The 17,950-nt window shown below is 41.8% G+C and carries 12 protein-coding genes; 11 read left to right on the forward strand and 1 reads right to left on the reverse strand.

The window, feature by feature from the left end:
• The first annotated feature begins 21 nt into the window (after positions 1-21).
• The gene (locus tag ACT3SX_RS03540) at positions 22-936 is read left to right on the forward strand and encodes a hypothetical protein (protein ID WP_192518375.1); all 915 of its coding nucleotides are present in this window, start codon (positions 22-24) and stop codon (positions 934-936) included.
• A gap of 85 nt (positions 937-1,021) precedes the next feature.
• Here ACT3SX_RS03540 and gltA read toward each other — a convergent pair whose 3' ends face one another.
• Positions 1,022-2,302: a citrate synthase gene (gene gltA, locus ACT3SX_RS03545; RefSeq protein WP_442069524.1), complete on the reverse strand. Its 1,281-nt coding sequence runs from the start codon at positions 2,300-2,302 to the stop codon at positions 1,022-1,024.
• A 1,051-nt stretch (positions 2,303-3,353) separates the two neighbouring features.
• Here gltA and sdhC point away from each other — a divergent pair.
• From sdhC to ACT3SX_RS03595, 10 genes are all read left to right on the forward strand, one after another.
• Positions 3,354-3,740, forward strand: coding sequence for a succinate dehydrogenase, cytochrome b556 subunit (sdhC, locus tag ACT3SX_RS03550; protein WP_075101402.1), 387 nt, complete (start codon positions 3,354-3,356; stop codon positions 3,738-3,740).
• A gap of 2 nt (positions 3,741-3,742) precedes the next feature.
• Positions 3,743-4,147 (forward strand): succinate dehydrogenase, hydrophobic membrane anchor protein, encoded by a 405-nt coding sequence (gene sdhD / locus ACT3SX_RS03555; RefSeq protein WP_318779507.1) that lies wholly within the window; start codon positions 3,743-3,745, stop codon positions 4,145-4,147.
• Between the two features lie 351 nt (positions 4,148-4,498).
• A complete protein-coding gene (sdhA, locus tag ACT3SX_RS03560) occupies positions 4,499-6,349 on the forward strand; it encodes a succinate dehydrogenase flavoprotein subunit (RefSeq protein WP_192518378.1) in 1,851 nt (616 codons plus the stop codon).
• A gap of 212 nt (positions 6,350-6,561) precedes the next feature.
• Positions 6,562-7,272: a succinate dehydrogenase iron-sulfur subunit gene (locus tag ACT3SX_RS03565; RefSeq protein WP_192518379.1), complete on the forward strand. Its 711-nt coding sequence runs from the start codon at positions 6,562-6,564 to the stop codon at positions 7,270-7,272.
• 794 nt (positions 7,273-8,066) lie between these two features.
• Positions 8,067-10,943, forward strand: a complete 2,877-nt coding sequence (locus ACT3SX_RS03570; RefSeq protein WP_442069523.1) for a 2-oxoglutarate dehydrogenase E1 component — start codon at positions 8,067-8,069, stop codon at positions 10,941-10,943.
• A 153-nt stretch (positions 10,944-11,096) separates the two neighbouring features.
• Positions 11,097-12,326, forward strand: a complete 1,230-nt coding sequence (gene odhB, locus ACT3SX_RS03575) for a 2-oxoglutarate dehydrogenase complex dihydrolipoyllysine-residue succinyltransferase (protein WP_442069522.1) — start codon at positions 11,097-11,099, stop codon at positions 12,324-12,326.
• Between the two features lie 142 nt (positions 12,327-12,468).
• Positions 12,469-13,923, forward strand: coding sequence for a dihydrolipoyl dehydrogenase (gene lpdA / locus ACT3SX_RS03580; protein WP_192991733.1), 1,455 nt, complete (start codon positions 12,469-12,471; stop codon positions 13,921-13,923).
• Between the two features lie 158 nt (positions 13,924-14,081).
• The gene (gene sucC / locus ACT3SX_RS03585; RefSeq protein WP_442062123.1) at positions 14,082-15,248 is read left to right on the forward strand and encodes an ADP-forming succinate--CoA ligase subunit beta; all 1,167 of its coding nucleotides are present in this window, start codon (positions 14,082-14,084) and stop codon (positions 15,246-15,248) included.
• A 150-nt stretch (positions 15,249-15,398) separates the two neighbouring features.
• Positions 15,399-16,274, forward strand: a complete 876-nt coding sequence (gene sucD / locus ACT3SX_RS03590) for a succinate--CoA ligase subunit alpha (RefSeq protein WP_110922029.1) — start codon at positions 15,399-15,401, stop codon at positions 16,272-16,274.
• Between the two features lie 338 nt (positions 16,275-16,612).
• Positions 16,613-17,794 (forward strand): hypothetical protein, encoded by a 1,182-nt coding sequence (locus ACT3SX_RS03595; RefSeq protein ID WP_442062119.1) that lies wholly within the window; start codon positions 16,613-16,615, stop codon positions 17,792-17,794.
• The last annotated feature ends 156 nt before the right edge of the window (positions 17,795-17,950 follow it).

Genomic DNA, 17,950 nt, shown 5'->3' on the forward strand with positions numbered 1-17,950 from the left:
CTAATAAGGATGTCTCATCTCATGATCAATTTTTTTCCAGCAAAGCTTGCTATTAATGCTCGCCCTCCTACGACTTTACTTATGGCGACACTAACGGGAATGCTGTTTTTGGCAGGTTGTCAGCAGCAGTCGGAAACTCAGCCTATATTGGAGGACGGTCAGACCAGTGCACAGGAAAATGCCAAAGACAATGAACCCATGCCGCAGAGTGAGTCAGCTGCTGCCAGAATAGCGCAATATCAGCCCATTTACGTGACACAAATGCAGGGGTTACAGCGCCGCTTACAGGCGGAGTATGAGTCATTACAAGCGGCTGATGCCTCAGAAAATCCAGACTCGCTACTAAATCCTGACACCAGTTCTGCTAAGGCCAACGATACCGTTGATGATAGTAAAAATAAAGTGGCCAGTGTAGATATAGTAGAGACAACACCTACTAAGTCGGTAGATTCTACTGTAGGAGATAGCGAGACTGCGCCGCTTGCTGATATTAATACCAGTACCGAGGTGGGTGAGCGTGACTTAACGGTTTTAAAGCGTATCAGTCTCGAACCGCGCAAGCCTGTATTGCTAACAGAAGAGCAAATCATTGAAAGCTATCAACAAGCGATGGATACGCTTTACCAACCTGTGACCACATCACTGAACGCAGAAGATGTGAATACACTCATCAATATTGCGACATTGGTGCCACAGTTGTTTGAAAGCGCAGAAATTGCGGGGCGAGTCAGTGCAAAGAGTCCTGCGTTGGCACGTCTGATCATTCAGCATCAGGTGTGGGAACAGATAGAGGCCCAGCAGGTCATTGATATGCAGCAGATGAAAGCTGATCAGCAAGAGGAGTTTGAAACACTCATGACCAAATTCAACGAAACGATTGAAGGCTATGATGAGCAAATTGCCAAATATGAGCAAACATTAGAATCATTTAAATAAAAGTTGCTAGCCATTCAGAAAAGTCCTAAAGCATAAAAAATCCCGCACGATGGCGGGATTTTTTATGCAATAAAGAGGCCTTTACTTATTTACGGTCTGCAACTTCAACGAAGTCACGATGCGTTTCACCAGTGTATAACTGACGTGGACGACCGATTTTGAACGGAGTGCTGTGCATCTCTAACCAATGGCTGATCCAACCAGAAGTACGAGCTAGTGAGAAGATCACTGTAAACATTGACGTTGGAATACCAATGGCTTTTAAGATAATGCCAGAGTAAAAATCAACGTTTGGATATAGGTTACGCTCAACGAAGAACGGATCTTCTAATGCAATTTTTTCAAGCGCCATTGCTAGTTCAAGCTTAGGATCGTTGATACCAAGCGCGCCTAATACTTCATCACAAGTCTCTTTCATAACCTGTGCACGTGGATCAAAGTTTTTGTAGACACGATGGCCAAAGCCCATAAGCTTCACTTCACGGCTCTTCACTTTTTCCATGAATGCAGGTACATTTTCAACAGTACCGATTTCATCTAGCATCTCAAGAACAGCTTCGTTGGCGCCGCCATGTGATGGTCCCCAAAGAGCAGCGATACCAGCAGCGATACAAGCATAAGGGTTTGCACCAGTAGAACCTGCTAGACGTACAGTAGATGTTGACGCATTTTGTTCGTGGTCAGCATGCAATGTAAAGATCTTGTCCATGGCGCGAGTGATGACATCGTTGGTTTGATAGTCAACATCCGCAGGTGTTGCAAACATCATGTACAAGAAGTTTTCAGCGTAGTTAAAGTCGTTACGCGGATACATAAACGGTTCGCCCTGTGAGTATTTATAACTCATTGCGGCAAGCGTTGGCATCTTAGCGATTAGACGGATAGCTGTGATTTCGCGGTGATCTTCGTTGCTCACGTCTAAGTTGTCGTGATAGAACGCAGATAAGGCACCAACGACACCTACCATAATAGCCATTGGATGCGCATCACGGCGGAAACCTTCAAAGAACTTACGTAGTTGATCGTGAACGCCTGTATGTTTACGGATTTTTTCAAAAAAATCTGCTTTTTGTTCAGCGTTCGGTAGGTCGCCATGAATTAAGGCGTAAGCAACTTCTAGATATTCAGCATTGTTTGCTAACTGATCGATAGGGTAGCCGCGGTGTAATAACTCGCCTTTGCCACCATCAATATAAGTAATCTTTGATTCAACAGGGGCAGTTACTTTAAAACCAGGGTCATAAGACCAAAATTCTGAGCCTTGTAGAGCAGCAATGTCGATAACTGGGCGCCCTAAAGTACCTTTAATAATAGGCAGTTCGTATTCGTCATCATTGACGGTTAGTTTGGCATTGTTGTCAGCCATAAATTGCTCTCCATTGTTTTAGCTTGTTAGAATAAAATTATTACGGACGCATACCCTCGCGTCATCGTCAGTCAAATGCTCAAAATACATCTAACTCATTTAATACGCAGAGTATATTAGCAGTAATTCCCTGTGATTTGAAAAGACTTTTACTATCAATACTGCTCATTCGTACCGTTTAGCCGCGTTTATCCCCTGTAATTTTTGTATCAAAATATGTCCAATAAGTAATTTGGTGTCAAAAACCCTTTTTTATAAAAAGCAATGATTCTCATTAACATTATAATATTAAAGCGTTTTTGGCAAGATTACTGACCAAAAAAATTAGGTCTATTGACTATAAAACAGACAGAGTATGAACGAACGACTATTGAGTTTGAGTTTTTGGTGCATAAGAAGTGAGTAATATTAATGAATTCATATTGCAAATAGCCAGCTTTTTGTTAATTCATCACTAATAATCAGTATTTAGGGGATAAATTTGTAATTAGTGCTCAGGCATTTTATAATTAGAGGGATTTAACTGGCACTAGCTTTGCGCAGATTAAGCGATAATCTTAGTTGAGTAATCTGTAAAGTTTTGCTTTACTCATGCTTTATTACGATTGGATAACCAGCTTATAGACCAAAACCAGCCTGTCGTTTGGATATTTTTGTTAATTGTTCTATCTTTAAACAGCCAATAATAAAGTTTATCTTAACAAAAGTGATACCATAGAGATGACACAATGGCGTTATCTTTTTTTTGTTAATGGCAATCAGTAAAAATAGAATAGTTAATCGATTTATCAAACGCCTCATCTTTACTGTCAGAACGTCAGTAAAAATTTTATTGATGAGGGGATGCATTAGCTCAATGAGCTATGTTGGATCGTCTATATAGTATAAAACGTATTATAGTATAAGACGTATTCGCCTTCTAACTTTAGCGCAAATTAAACTACGTCAGCTAGCCCTTCCTTACTTTATTCGTCTCATGTGTTGCTCGTTGCTTTATATAATATTTATATAAAGCATTGATAGCAGATACAGGAGTATAACCGCAAAAAGGATGCCCGCTGTGAAAAGCAACCGACCTATTGATCTGCCTTTAAGCCAAGTGATTAGCGTTAATCGCTCACCGATCGCAATTGCTTCAATCTTGCATCGTATATCTGGCATTATTTTATTTTTATTGATTCCCGTCATGCTATGGCTCCTGCAGAACTCACTGGCATCGCCTGAGAGTTTTGAGACCGTATTTGACAACGTACTCGTGCGCTTTTTAGCATGGATATTTGTTGCCGCGATTGCTTATCACTTTGTGATGGGCATCAAACACTTATTCGCTGACATGGGCATGAACGAAGAGCTAAAATCTGGCCGTGCCGCTTCTAAGGTCAGTTTTGTGATTGCAGCGATTCTAATTGTCGCGTCATTTGTATGGGTGATGTTCTAATGATTAAAAATGATTCAGGAATAAAAAGTGCTACTGGTCTGACCGGCTCAGGCTCACGTGATTGGATTATCCAGCGTATCAGCGCTGTTGTTTTAGCCGTTTATAGTGTGGTGTTGTTGGGCTTCTTTTTGACCCATGGCGATGTCACTTATCTTGAGTGGTCATCATTTATGACTAGCTTGCCTATGCGTTTATTCAGCTTAGTTGCTGTACTTGCATTGGCTGGTCATGCTTGGGTAGGTATGTGGACAGTATTTACTGACTATATTACCACTGGCAAATTAGGCTCAGGCGCAGCAAGTTTACGTTTAGTGCTACAGTCATTAATGATTATCGCTATTTTAGTCTTTCTATTTTGGGGTATCATGATTTTTTGGGGTAGTGGATTCGGTGTAGTCGCCGTTTAACCCAATAATTTATACCTTTACTATCTATAACAATAGCGGGTGTGCTCAGCAACACTATTGGCTGCTGAATGATTTAAAAGCCATCCGTTATAGCCAATAATAGTCATAGCATTGGGCAGTTTCTGACTTAAGCGGTCATTTAAAGACAGCCAATCAATTTGAAAGTAAAAGAAACTAGCCTAATATAACGATAGATATGCAAATTAAGTGGCCAAAAGTTGTTTGCGTCATCCTATTAAGTAATCGCATTTAATGGCTGAATAAATATGACATTCAGCCCTGTAATAAGATGATGCTTGATACAGCTTTTTTATTTAATTCTAAGCATTAACAGGCATTAGGAAAACCGTAATGGCAACTAGACAAGATAATACCATTAGTAACATTAAGACCCTAAACTACGATGCAGTCATCGTTGGTGGGGGCGGCTCAGGTATGCGTGCTTCACTACATTTGGCTGAAGCAGGTATGAAGGTTGCAGTCTTGACCAAAGTATTCCCAACCCGTTCGCACACTGTTGCGGCTCAGGGCGGTATTGGTGCAAGCTTGGGTAACATGAGCAACGACAACTGGCACTTTCACTTTTATGACACCGTCAAAGGGTCAGATTGGTTAGGTGACCAAGACGCGATTGAGTACATGTGCCGTGAGGCGCCAAAAGTCGTTTATGAGCTTGAGCACATGGGTATGCCGTTTGACCGTAACGAAGATGGCACGATTTATCAGCGTCCATTTGGCGGTCATACGTCGAATTATGGCGAAAAAGCCGTTCAACGTGCATGTGCTGCTGCTGACCGTACAGGTCACGCGCTACTACATACTTTGTATCAAAAAAACCTAGAGCAAGGTACTGAGTTTTTCATTGAGTGGATTGCGCTTGATTTGATCAAAGATGAAGCTGGTAACATCAATGGTGTTATCGCACTTGAGCAAGAAACAGGTACTATCGCTGTATTCCAGTCACCGATTACTGTTCTAGCGACAGGTGGTGCAGGTCGTATCTTTGCCGCTTCTACCAACGCTTATATTAATACTGGCGACGGTATTGGCATGGCGGTTCGTGCAGGTATTCCATTACAAGATATGGAGTTCTGGCAGTTCCATCCAACGGGTGTTCATGGTGCAGGTGTACTATTGACTGAAGGTTGCCGTGGTGAAGGGGCTATCTTGCGTAACAAAGATGGCGAAGCCTTTATGGAGCGTTATGCACCTACTGTAAAAGATTTGGCGCCACGTGATCTCGTATCACGCTCTATGGACCAAGAAATCAAAGAAGGCCGTGGTTGTGGTCCTAATGCTGACCATATCGTCATGGATATGACGCATTTAGGGGTAGATACCATCATGAAACGTCTACCATCTGTATTTGAAATTGGCAGAAACTTCGCCAACGTAGACATCACTAAAGAGCCTATCCCAGTTATTCCAACTATTCACTACATGATGGGCGGTATTCCAACGACGATTCATGGTCAAGTAGTTACACCTGACTTAGAAGCTGGTACTGATGAAGAAGGCTTGTATACGAAAGGCAATGTCGTTAAGGGTCTTTACGCAATCGGTGAGTGTGCTTGTGTGAGTGTGCACGGTGCCAACCGTTTAGGTACTAACTCTTTACTTGATTTAGTTGTATTTGGTCGTGCTGCTGGTAAGCACATCGTTGATGAGTTCCACCATGCAGACCATAACTACAAACCATTAGATCCACGTGTGCTTGATTTCACTATGCGTCGTCTAGACAAGTTGCAGCAATCTACTGAAGGTTATAACGCGCAAGAAGTGGCTGATGAGATTCGTGCAACAATGCAAACACATGCTAGCGTATTCCGTACGCAAGCTATTATGGACGAAGGCGTTAAAAAGATTTTAGCGCTAGGTGATAAAATCGACCAAATTCATTTGGCTGATAAATCACAAGTCTTTAATACCGCTCGTATCGAGGCGTTTGAAGTCGCTAACTTGTATGAAGTAGCAAAAGCAACAATGATATCAGCAGCGATGCGCCACGAAAGCCGCGGTGCTCATAGTGTGTCTGATTATGATCGTCCAGAAGATGATGATTATGCGCCAAATGGTCGTAATGATCATGACTGGATGAAGCATACCTTGTGGTATTCTGAAGGCAATCGTGTTGTTTATAAGCCAGTCCGCAAAGTACCATTAACCGTTGACTATATCGAGCCAAAGGTCCGTGTCTATTAATTTTAGATATGACGTATGATATAACGCAGCAGCGTTAATGTTTTATTCTTTATTAACTTATTAAAAAGGTGACCGCTAGCTACATGCACCTGCCAGCGCTATTAGGCTATTAATCGATATTTGATATTACATATCATTATAGATTGATAGCTAGTGTTATTATGTTGCAACCTATGTATGCCCGCCATCACCTATGTGTGGAGTTTAGCATTATGAGCCGAGGTACTCGCACCATCGAAATCTATCGCTACGATCCTGATGTGGACGCAGCGCCACGCATGCAAACTTATACGATTGAGTTACTAGACTCAGATCGCATGTTGCTTGACGTGTTATTACGTCTTAAAAAGGAAGATGAGACTATTACCTTCCGTCGCTCTTGCCGTGAAGGCATTTGTGGCTCTGATGGCATGAACATCAACGGCAAAAATGGTTTAGCATGTCTAATTAACATGAATACTTTGCCAGAAAAAGTAACGGTTCGTCCTTTACCTGGTTTGCCGGTAGTTCGTGATTTGGTTGTTGATATGAACCAATTCTATGAGCAATATGAAAAAGTACATCCGTACTTAATCAATGATCAGCCAGCACCGCCGACAGAGCGTTTGCAGTCACCTGAACAGCGTGAAAAACTAAACGGCTTATACGAATGTATCCTATGTGCTTGCTGCTCAACCAGTTGCCCATCATTTTGGTGGAATCCTGATAAATTCCTAGGTCCATCAGCACTATTGCATGCTTATCGTTTCGTGGCTGATAGTCGTGATGGTGATACTCAAGCTCGTTTGGCTCGTTTAGATGATCCATTCAGTTTATTCCGTTGCCGTGGCATCATGAACTGTGTGTCAGTTTGTCCAAAAGGATTGAATCCTACCAAAGCAATTGGTCATCTACGTAATATGTTGATTGACCAAGCAGGTTAATCGTTTATAATTGCATGGTTTTTTGCAGATACTGCATAAAAAACACCACCTAATGATTAGGTGGTGTTTTTTATGCGTATAGTTTAGAGATGGTTTGATATTTCATACTCAGATTTAGGGCAGGGCCTAGAGCTGAGAAAATGATAAATTACTAAAGGTAAGGCTGTGCTAACAATACGTTGGCTGTGTGTAAGAAATCATGATATATACATAGGCAAACTATATAATTAGCGTTATCGGTAAGCACTCATTAAGAGATATTGGTTAATTTAGATGTTAGAATAGTGCATGGTTATATACGGACGATATTGTGATGAACAAATATCAGTCATGCATGCTTTCCGGTGCTAGGACAAGCCCTAGTAATAAAGTACCAAAACATCTTAAAAATCATGATAAAGTTATTATCAGGTGGCTGAAGTGATAATAGTTATTCATTACCTAAATACCTAGTATTGAACAAACAAACTATGTCATAAAATACAGTCATGTTACTCTATACAGCAGTGTATGTTGGGCAGAAAATTTGTAATATCTTAGACATAGCGAATAACAGTGGTGAAAATAGCTAGGTGCTGCATTGATGATTTATAGATAACTGGTTATCAATAAATTGGTTATGGCTAGTAGTATATATAAATTAATATTGTGAAACGAGTTGGATAAGAAAACCGGACGTTCACAAATAATTATATTTTTCATATAGATATTATAGGCGTTAGCATCTAACGTACGACAGATTACACAATAATAAGCACGATTCCATTCATTTATCTATCAAATAGACGATTATTATGAATAGTATAACTAAAGAAGCAAAAGGCTCAGGCCATACAGAACTGGCGGCTGATAACGGCCAGTATATAGAAGCTCTTTATGAGCAATACCTTAATGATCCTGATAGCGTTGACAGCGATTGGCAAGCATACTTTGAACAGTACAAATCGCCAAACGATGCTCAACACAATGCTATTAAAGAACAGTTTTTGTTGCTCGCACGCAACCAGACAGCAGGCAAGAGTAGTAGTCAATCAACCACTAATAATACAGTGGACTGTACAAACCCCAAGCAAATGGGTGTGCAGCAGTTGATTTCAGCATATCGTCGCCGTGGTCATCGCCGCGCCAATCTTGACCCATTAAATCTAGAACCACGTGCCGAAGTGGAAGATTTGACCCTCGCTTATCACAACCTTTCAGAAGCCGACCTTGATACCGTATTTCCTACCAATGATTTAAATATTGGCAAAGATGAAGCACCTTTACGCGAAATTATTGAAATCATGGAGCGTGTCTATTGCCGTCACATTGGTGTCGAATATATGCACGTAACCACCAGTGTAGAAAAACGCTGGATGGAAAAGTATCTAGAAAGCAATTTAGGTCATATCGAGTTCGATAAAGAAACACGCATCTCTATTCTTAAGCGTTTGACAGCAGCCGAAGGGTTAGAAAAGTATTTAGCACGTAAATATACGGGTGTGAAACGCTTTGGTCTTGAAGGTGGTGAAAGCTTTATCCCTGCTGTCAATGAAATCATCCAGCGTGCTGGTAGTTACGGTACCAAAGAGATGGTCATTGGTATGGCGCACCGCGGACGCCTAAACTTATTGGTCAATATCTTGGGAAAAAATCCTGCAGACTTATTTGATGAGTTCGATGGGAAGGTTCAGCCAGAAAAAGGCTCAGGTGATGTGAAGTATCATAATGGTTTCTCATCTAATGTGATGACACCAGGTGGTGAGGCTCATTTGGCCTTAGCATTTAACCCATCGCATCTTGAAATCGTCGCGCCAGTGTTACAAGGCTCAGTACGTGCCCGTCAGATTCGCCGTAGTGATCAATCACTTGGAGACAATCAAGTTGGTAACTCGGTATTGCCAATCGTCGTACATGGTGATGCTGCTTTTGCTGGTCAGGGTGTGGTCCAAGAAACTTTCCAAATGTCACAAACTCGTGCTTATACCACTGGTGGTACAGTACACATTGTCATCAACAACCAAGTAGGCTTTACCACTAGCCGTCAAGAAGATGTTCGTTCAACTGAATACTGTACTGACGTCGCAAAAATGGTACATGCGCCTATTCTACATGTGAACGGTGATGATCCTGAAGCTGTAGTGTTTGCTGCCCAATTGGCATTAGATTACCGTCGTGAGTTTGATAAAGACATCATTATTGATTTGTTCTGCTATCGCCGTAACGGTCATAACGAAGCAGATGAGCCATCGGCCACTCAGCCTCTCATGTATGCTGTTATCAAAAAGCTACCAACCACCCGCACACTTTATGCACAGAAGCTTATCAAAGCTGGTATTTTAAGTGCCGACGAAGAAAAGCAGTATGAAGATGAGTATCGTGAGTCTTTAGATCGTGGTGACTATGTTGCTAGTTCACTAGTCAATGAGCCAAACGAAGAGCTGTTTGTAGATTGGACGCCTTATTTGGGTCATGATTTGGTTGATGAATGGGACACTAGTGTCGATATCGAAACCCTAAAAGGTTATGGTCGTCGCATGGCACAAATGCCAGAAGGCTATAAGCTACAACGTCAAGTTCAAAAAGTAGTTGACCAACGCTTGGCAATGCAAACAGGCGAAGAGCCATTGAACTGGGGTGCAGCTGAAACATTGGCTTATGCTTCATTGGTTGATAATGATGATGTCTTGGTACGTATTACCGGAGAAGATGTCGGTCGTGGTACATTCTCCCATCGTCATAGTGAGATTTATAACGTCAATGACGGTAGCATGTATGTGCCACTGGCTCATATCAGTGAAAAACAAGCCCGTTTTGCGACTTATAATTCATTACTATCAGAAGAAGCCGTATTGGCTTTTGAGTATGGTTATGCAACAACAGTACCAAACGCTTTGATCGTTTGGGAAGCGCAATTTGGTGATTTTGTTAACGGTGCACAGGTTGTTATCGATCAGTTTATCTCAAGTGGTGAAACCAAGTGGCAGCGCGTCTGTGGTCTAACCATGTTGTTACCACATGGCTTTGAAGGTCAGGGCCCAGAACATTCATCTGCGCGTCTAGAGCGTTTTTTACAGTTATGTGCTGAAGACAACATGCAAGTCATCACACCTACGACGCCTGCGCAAATCTATCATGCCTTACGCCGTCAAGCGATACGCCCAATCCGTAAACCAATGATCGTTATGTCACCGAAGAGCTTGCTACGTCATAAGCTTGCGACTTCAAATCTAGAAGAGCTTGCTAATGGTAAGTTTGAAACTGTAATTTCAGAGATCGACGATCACAACGCTGATAAAGTGACGCGTATGGTGATATGTGGCGGCAAAGTCTATTATGATTTGCTTGAGCAGCGCCGTGCATTAGGTTTAGATCATGTGGCTATCGTTCGTATCGAACAGCTCTACCCATTACCAGAGCAACGCTTGATTGCTGAGATTGAAAAATACAGTAACTTGGCTGAGATCGTATGGACGCAAGAAGAGCCGCTTAACCAAGGCGCTTGGTATTACTTAGCACCGCATATGTTCCGTATCGTGGCACCGCACCCAACCAAGGCAAAAGTCATGGAGCCAGTGGCACGTCCTGCGAGTGCAGCACCTGCAACAGGCTCACCAAAACTGCACGCTCAGCAGCAACAAGCGTTGATCGCTGGTGGTCTTGGTATCAGTGTCGATGAGTTGTCTAAGTAACAGATTATTGAAGATAAATGAATCAGGCGATAACAGTCAGCATGCTGTAACACAATCTAGATAGTATTATCTAAGAAGGCTATCCAAGATGGCGCTGACTGCTTATCACGACTTAATAACAAATATGAATATCCAAATCTAAGGAGTATATCGATGGCTGATATCAAAGCCCCCGTTTTTCCAGAATCTGTTGCTGACGGTACAATCGTTGAGTGGCATGTTGCTGAAGGTCAACAAGTTAGCCGTGATGACCTACTGGCCGAAATCGAAACTGACAAAGTGGTACTAGAAGTTGTGGCACCAGATGATGGTGTTGTCACTCAAATCGTCAAACAAGTTGATGATACTGTTTTGTCTGATGAGCTTATTGCTCAGTTTGAAGCCGGTGCTAGTGCAGCTGCGGCTCCTGCTGCAGAAGAAGCACCAGCTGAATCAGCTCAAGCGGCAGATGGTGGCGAGCCGGCACAAGCGCCTGCTCAAAATGCGAGCAATGATGCGGATCATAAAGATCAAAGCCCAGCCGTTCGTAAAGCAGCGAAAGAGAGTGGCGTAGATCCGAAAAACGTCGAAGGCAGTGGCCGCGGTGGCCGTGTGACCAAAACTGACATGGCAAACCCAACATTGAAAGCGGACAGCAGCATCAAGTCGGATAGCGGCCGTCCAGTAGCTGAATCGGTGGGTGAGCGTACTGAAAAACGTGTTCCAATGACACGTCTGCGTAAACGCGTGGCTGAACGTCTGTTGTCAGCATCACAAGACACGGCTATGTTGACTACGTTTAACGAAGTGAACATGAAACCATTGATGGACATGCGTGCTAAGTACAAAGAACAGTTCGAAAAACGTCATGGTGTACGTTTAGGCTTTATGTCATTGTTCGTAAAAGCAGCGACAGAAGCATTGAAACGTTTCCCAGCAGTCAACGCATCACTAGACGGTGATGACATCGTTTATCATGGTTTCTATGATATTGGTGTTGCAGTATCTTCAGACCGTGGTTTGGTAGTTCCAGTATTGCGTGATACGGATCGCATGAGCATGGCTGATGTTGAAAGCCGTATTCGTGAGCTTGGTGGCCTTGCACAGAAAGGTAAGCTGGGTCTAGATGATATGACTGGCGGTACGTTCACTATCTCAAACGGTGGCGTATTTGGTTCATTGATGTCTACACCTATCCTGAATCCACCACAAACTGCGATCTTAGGTATGCACGCTATCAACGAACGCCCAATGGCTGTCGATGGTAAAGTGGAAATCCTACCAATGATGTATCTTGCGCTGTCTTATGACCACCGTATGATCGATGGCAAAGAAGCAGTACAGTTCTTAGTTACTATCAAAGAGTTGGTCGAAGATCCAGCCATGTTACTATTAGACCTGTAAGCGCTTAAGCTTGTATCGGCAACCACTGATACAAGCTTTTTAACTTTAGTCTAGACAGTGGTACTAGCTGTTTATTAACGAAATAATCCTCAGTTTAAATGATATTTATAATTAAAATGATAATTAAAAATAGGAACCTACTATGAAAGACAGTTATGATTTAGTCGTCATCGGCGGCGGTCCTGGTGGCTACGAAGCTGCTATCCGTGCAGGTCAATTAGGTATGAGTGTTGCTTGTATCGAAAAACGTTTATACAAAGGCGAGCCTGCACTTGGCGGTACTTGCTTGAACGTTGGTTGTATCCCATCAAAGGCATTGCTTGATAGCTCACATCGCTATGAAGCGACCAAACACGACCTTGCTGAGCATGGTATCAGTACGAGCGATGTCACCATCGATGTCGAGCAAATGATTGCTCGTAAAGAAGGTATCGTTAAGCAATTAACCGGCGGTGTCGCTGCACTACTGAAAGGTAATGGTGTTGACTGGCTACAAGGCTGGGGTACTCTAGTTGACGGTAAAGGCGCTGACAAAAAAGTCAAATTTACTGCTCTAGCAGATGACAGCGAAAGCACTATTACCGCAAAAAACGTTATCCTTGCTGCTGGTTCTGTACCTATTGACATTCCTGTGGCCAAAACAGATGGCGATCGTATCGTTGACTCTACTGGCGCACTTGACTTTACCGAAGTTCCTAAGCGTTTAGGCGTGATCGGTGCTGGTGTTATCGGTCTTGAGCTTGGTTCTGTATGGCGTCGTCTAGGTGCTGAAGTGGTAGTCTATGAAGCGCTACCAAGCTTTTTAGCCGCTGCTGACAAAGACATCGCTAAAGAAGCTGGTAAGTTACTCAAGAAACAAGGTCTTGATATTCGTGTTGATACCAAAGTCACTAACGCTGAAGTAAAAGGCGATCAAGTGGTTGTCACGAGCGAAACCAAAGGTGAGTCATCTGAAGAAAGCTTTGACAAACTTATCGTTTGTGTTGGCCGCCGCGCATACTCTGAAAAACTGCTTGGTGAAGACAGTGGTATCACCTTAACGGAACGTGGTCTTATCGATGTAAACGACCAGTGTAAAACCAATCTTGATGGTGTCTACGCTATCGGTGACTTAGTCCGTGGTCCTATGCTTGCACATAAAGCAATGGAAGAGGGTATGATGGCCGTTGAGCGTATCCATGGCGAAAAACCTCAGGTAAACTATGACACTATTATTAATGTCATTTACACGCATCCAGAAATCGCATGGGTTGGTATGACTGAGCAGGAAGCTGAAGAAGCTGGCTACGAAGTTAAAACTGGTTCATTCAACTTAGCAGCTAACGGCCGTGCACTTGCTCAAAGTGAAGCGGAAGGCTCTGTTAAGGTCGTTGCTGATGCCAAAACTGATCGCTTGCTAGGTATGCATGCTATCTCTGCTGGCGCGGGTGATATCGTCCATCAAGGTATGATTGCAATGGAATTTGTCTCTAGTATTGAAGACTTGCAGCTGATGACATTTGCGCATCCAACGATTTCAGAAGCAGTGCATGAAGCTGCGCTATCTGCAGATGGCCGTGCTATCCACGCTATCCAGCGCAAAAAGCGTAAGAAATAACTAGTTGCTCGTTTAATTATTATCGATTTACAACCTGATTGGGGTATCGCTATTTTGGTGATGCCACAATCATGAGTGCGTCAGACGTATGATTCATATGTATATGTGCGCACTTGATTTCACTTTTTATTAATTGTAAAAAATAAAGGATACAATCAATGAATTTACATGAGTATCAAGCAAAAGAGCTATTAAAAAGCTACGGATTGCCAATTCAAGAAGGCATCATCGCTCATAACGGCGACGAAGCTGCTGCAGCTTTTGATAAAACCCCAACGGATATCGCGGTAATTAAAGCGCAAGTACATGCTGGTGGTCGCGGTAAAGCTGGTGGCGTAAAACTGGTTAAAACTCGTGAAGAAGCCAAGCAAGTTGCTGAAGAGCTGATCGGTACTAACCTAGTAACGTTCCAAACTGATGCTGATGGTCAGCCAGTCAACTTTGTATTGGTTGCAGAAGATATGTATCCAGTACAAACTGAGCTATATCTTGGCGCTGTTGTTGACCGTGCGACTCGTCGCGTGACTTTCATGGCATCTACCGAAGGCGGCGTAGATATCGAAGAAGTTGCTCACAACACACCAGAAAAAATCTTCAAAGTACACGTTGATCCTTTAGTTGGTTTAATGCCTTTCCAAGCGCGCGACGTTGCGTTCAAACTTGGTCTAGAAGGCAAGCAAATCAATCAATTTGTTAAATTGATGACTGGCGCCTATAAAGCATTTGTTGAAAATGACTTTGCATTGATGGAAATCAACCCATTAGCTGTTCGTGAAAATGGCGAAATCGTTTGTGTTGATGGCAAAATTGGCATCGATTCAAACGCCCTATATCGTCTGCCAAAAATCGCAGCGCTACAGGATAAAACTCAAGAAAACGAGCGTGAGCTTAAAGCGGCTGAGTTTGACCTAAACTATGTTGCTCTAGAAGGTAACATCGGTTGTATGGTTAACGGTGCTGGTCTTGCCATGGCGACCATGGACATCATCAAATTGTATGGCGGCAAGCCTGCTAACTTCTTGGACGTTGGCGGCGGCGCAACTAAAGATCGCGTTGTTGAAGCGTTCAAAATTATCTTAGAAGACAGCAGTGTTGAAGGCGTTCTAATCAACATCTTCGGCGGTATCGTACGTTGTGACATGATTGCAGAAGCTATTATCGCTGCTATCAAAGAAGTTGACGTACAAGTACCAGTTGTTGTTCGTTTAGAAGGTAACAACGCTGAGTTAGGCGCGCAAATCCTAGAAGAGTCTGGTTTGAAATTGATTTCAGCTCAAGGTTTATCTGACGCGGCTCAAAAAATTGTCGATGCTGTTAAAGCGTAAGTCTTTAAATATAAGTGTTTAGAGATAAACGCTTAAGCATAGTAGTCAAATCGTAATAGTGGTTTTTATAATAAAGATTGGTTATCAAAATTTGATAATGATAGTTGTAAAGACCACTATTACAAGACAACCGAATACAAGGAAAATATAATGAGTGTATTAATCGATAAAGATACCAAAGTATTGGTACAAGGTTTTACTGGTAAAAATGGTACGTTCCATTCTGAACAAGCCATCGAATATGGTACAAAAGTAGTTGGTGGTGTGACTCCAGGTAAAGGCGGTCAAACGCACCTAGGCTTACCAGTATTCAACACCATGGCGGAAGCCATGGAAGCGACTCAAGCTGACGCTTCTGTTATCTATGTACCAGCACCATTTGTACTAGACTCTATTGTTGAAGCCATCGATGCTGGCGTTAAGTTGATCGTTGTGATCACTGAAGGCGTACCGACTATCGATATGCTAAAAGCCAAACGCTATCTTGAAGAAGCGGGCGACGTACGTCTGGTTGGTCCTAACTGCCCAGGTGTTATCACTCCGGGTCAGTGCAAAATCGGCATCATGCCAGGCCATATCCATCAGCCAGGTAAAGTGGGCATCATCTCACGCTCTGGTACATTGACTTATGAAGCCGTAGCTCAAACAACTAAGCTTGGTTTTGGTCAGTCAACTTGTATCGGTATCGGTGGTGATCCTATCCCTGGTATGAACCAGATTGACGCATTGAAATTGTTCGAAGCTGATCCACAAACTGAAGCAATCATCCTAATCGGTGAGATCGGTGGTACTGCTGAAGAAGAAGCTGCTGCTTACATCAAAGACCATGTAACTAAGCCAGTTGTTGGTTATATCGCTGGTGTTACTGCTCCAGAAGGCAAGCGTATGGGTCATGCTGGCGCTATCATCTCTGGTGGTCAAGGTACTGCTGAAGAGAAATTCAAAGCGTTCGAAGATGCTGGCATCGCGTATACACGTGACCCATCTAAGCTTGGTGAAAAGCTAAAAGAAGTTACTGGTTGGTAAAAGGGTCAAAAACCTATTAACTACTAAAACTCTATTGAAAAAAAGTAAAGACACCCCTACAATGGGGTGTCTTTTTGTATATTAAATCACTGATTTATAATAGCTTGAATACTGTAAGTAGTATAACGGGCTGAGATAATTATTAGATATATATCTAATATGAGACTTAATAATACAACACTAGAGTATGCTTTCAAGTCAAGCAATAATCCTCTAAATCAGTTTAACTGGATAAATTTAGCTAGCTAGATAGTGTCAAACATATTAGTTAATATATCGATATTATCTGCACTGTTTCTCTTGTTTGAAAGCTATTTATTTCAATGTAATTATTAGTTTTGAAATTAGGAAATATACTAAAGAACTTAGTCATTTTTGCAAAAATTGAGAGAATTCCTATGCAGCTTGAGAGCAACCCACATTTAACAATAAAGAACGATGTTATTACTTTTGGAGAAGTGCTTTTTTTACAGCAAAAAGATAGAGCGCAGCATCAGTTTCAACTTCTGATGGGTGAGGTTGCACTGAAGACGAAAATGATAGATAACTTTCAAAAAAATATGACACATAACGTATCAATTGCCAAAAGAGAAGGATTTGAATATAAACATATAGTATTTCCCTGCAAACCTATTGTATTTCGCGAAAGATTCCAAAGTATAGGTGTTGAACTTAATCCTATATTTTCTGACAAACATCACCACCCACAGGTATTGTATCCTACTATATTACCAGAAGATTATCTTTTAGAAGATTCACACCTTAATGCTTCTGGTGTATTGAAAGTGATTGAGCAGGTAATGAAAGAGTTTGGCTACCCTGAATTACCAAAGCCTATTTACGGACATGCTGATCTGGTTGGAGATTTGAGACATATGCTTGGAGGAGATAGTTTAGAAGAAATGCAATCTCTGAAGGGATTGAGCGGTTTACCAAAAAACCGTGTGCAACACTTCTCTACAGCTTCAGGCTTAGAAGGTAATACTGGTCACCTATATTTTTTCTTTAATCCTTACGCCCTATACAATCGTAGACTAGTACTATTTGGCGATAGCTTCTTCCAACGTAGGTTTGATATCTTTAAAAGAATTTTTAGTGAAGTTGTTTATTTTAGAAATCCTTATATTTTAGATGATGTAGTTAAAGTACTTGAACCAGACATAGTATTGACAGGGAACGCTGAGCGTTATTTATGGCACGTGCCAGACTGTGATAATGCCAAACCGTGGTTTATGAATTATATTAGTAGCAGGTATGATAGTAAAAAGGTTCCTGAATCTAGCATAAAGGCTTTTACCGCTCTATTTTCGGGTAAGAATTCACGTGCCTACAAGAATATGTTTGGAAAAAAATTAACTGATTTGCCTAGAAATATTGAGAAGCTATCTATGCTTTCTGAGAGTGATATTAAAACCAGTGCAGATGTTAGTTTTATTAAGGTTATGGCTGACTACTATGAAAAAGAACATCCTGGCGTAGCTCATCACTTGATAAGTTTGGTCAAAGGTCTCGACAACTAAAAAAGTATAATAATTAGAAGCAAGGTTTTAAAGTTATATCTGGCTCATATTATCATTTTAGCTTTCACACACTTTATTACATATAACCATAATACGTTGTAAGCTATATACAATAAAAAATTTAGAACTATTACACTCAAGTAAGATTTTTTGAAA

Origin of the sequence: Psychrobacter sp. AOP31-B2-9 (assembly GCF_052378005.1) — a bacterium.
Classification (GTDB): domain Bacteria; phylum Pseudomonadota; class Gammaproteobacteria; order Pseudomonadales; family Moraxellaceae; genus Psychrobacter.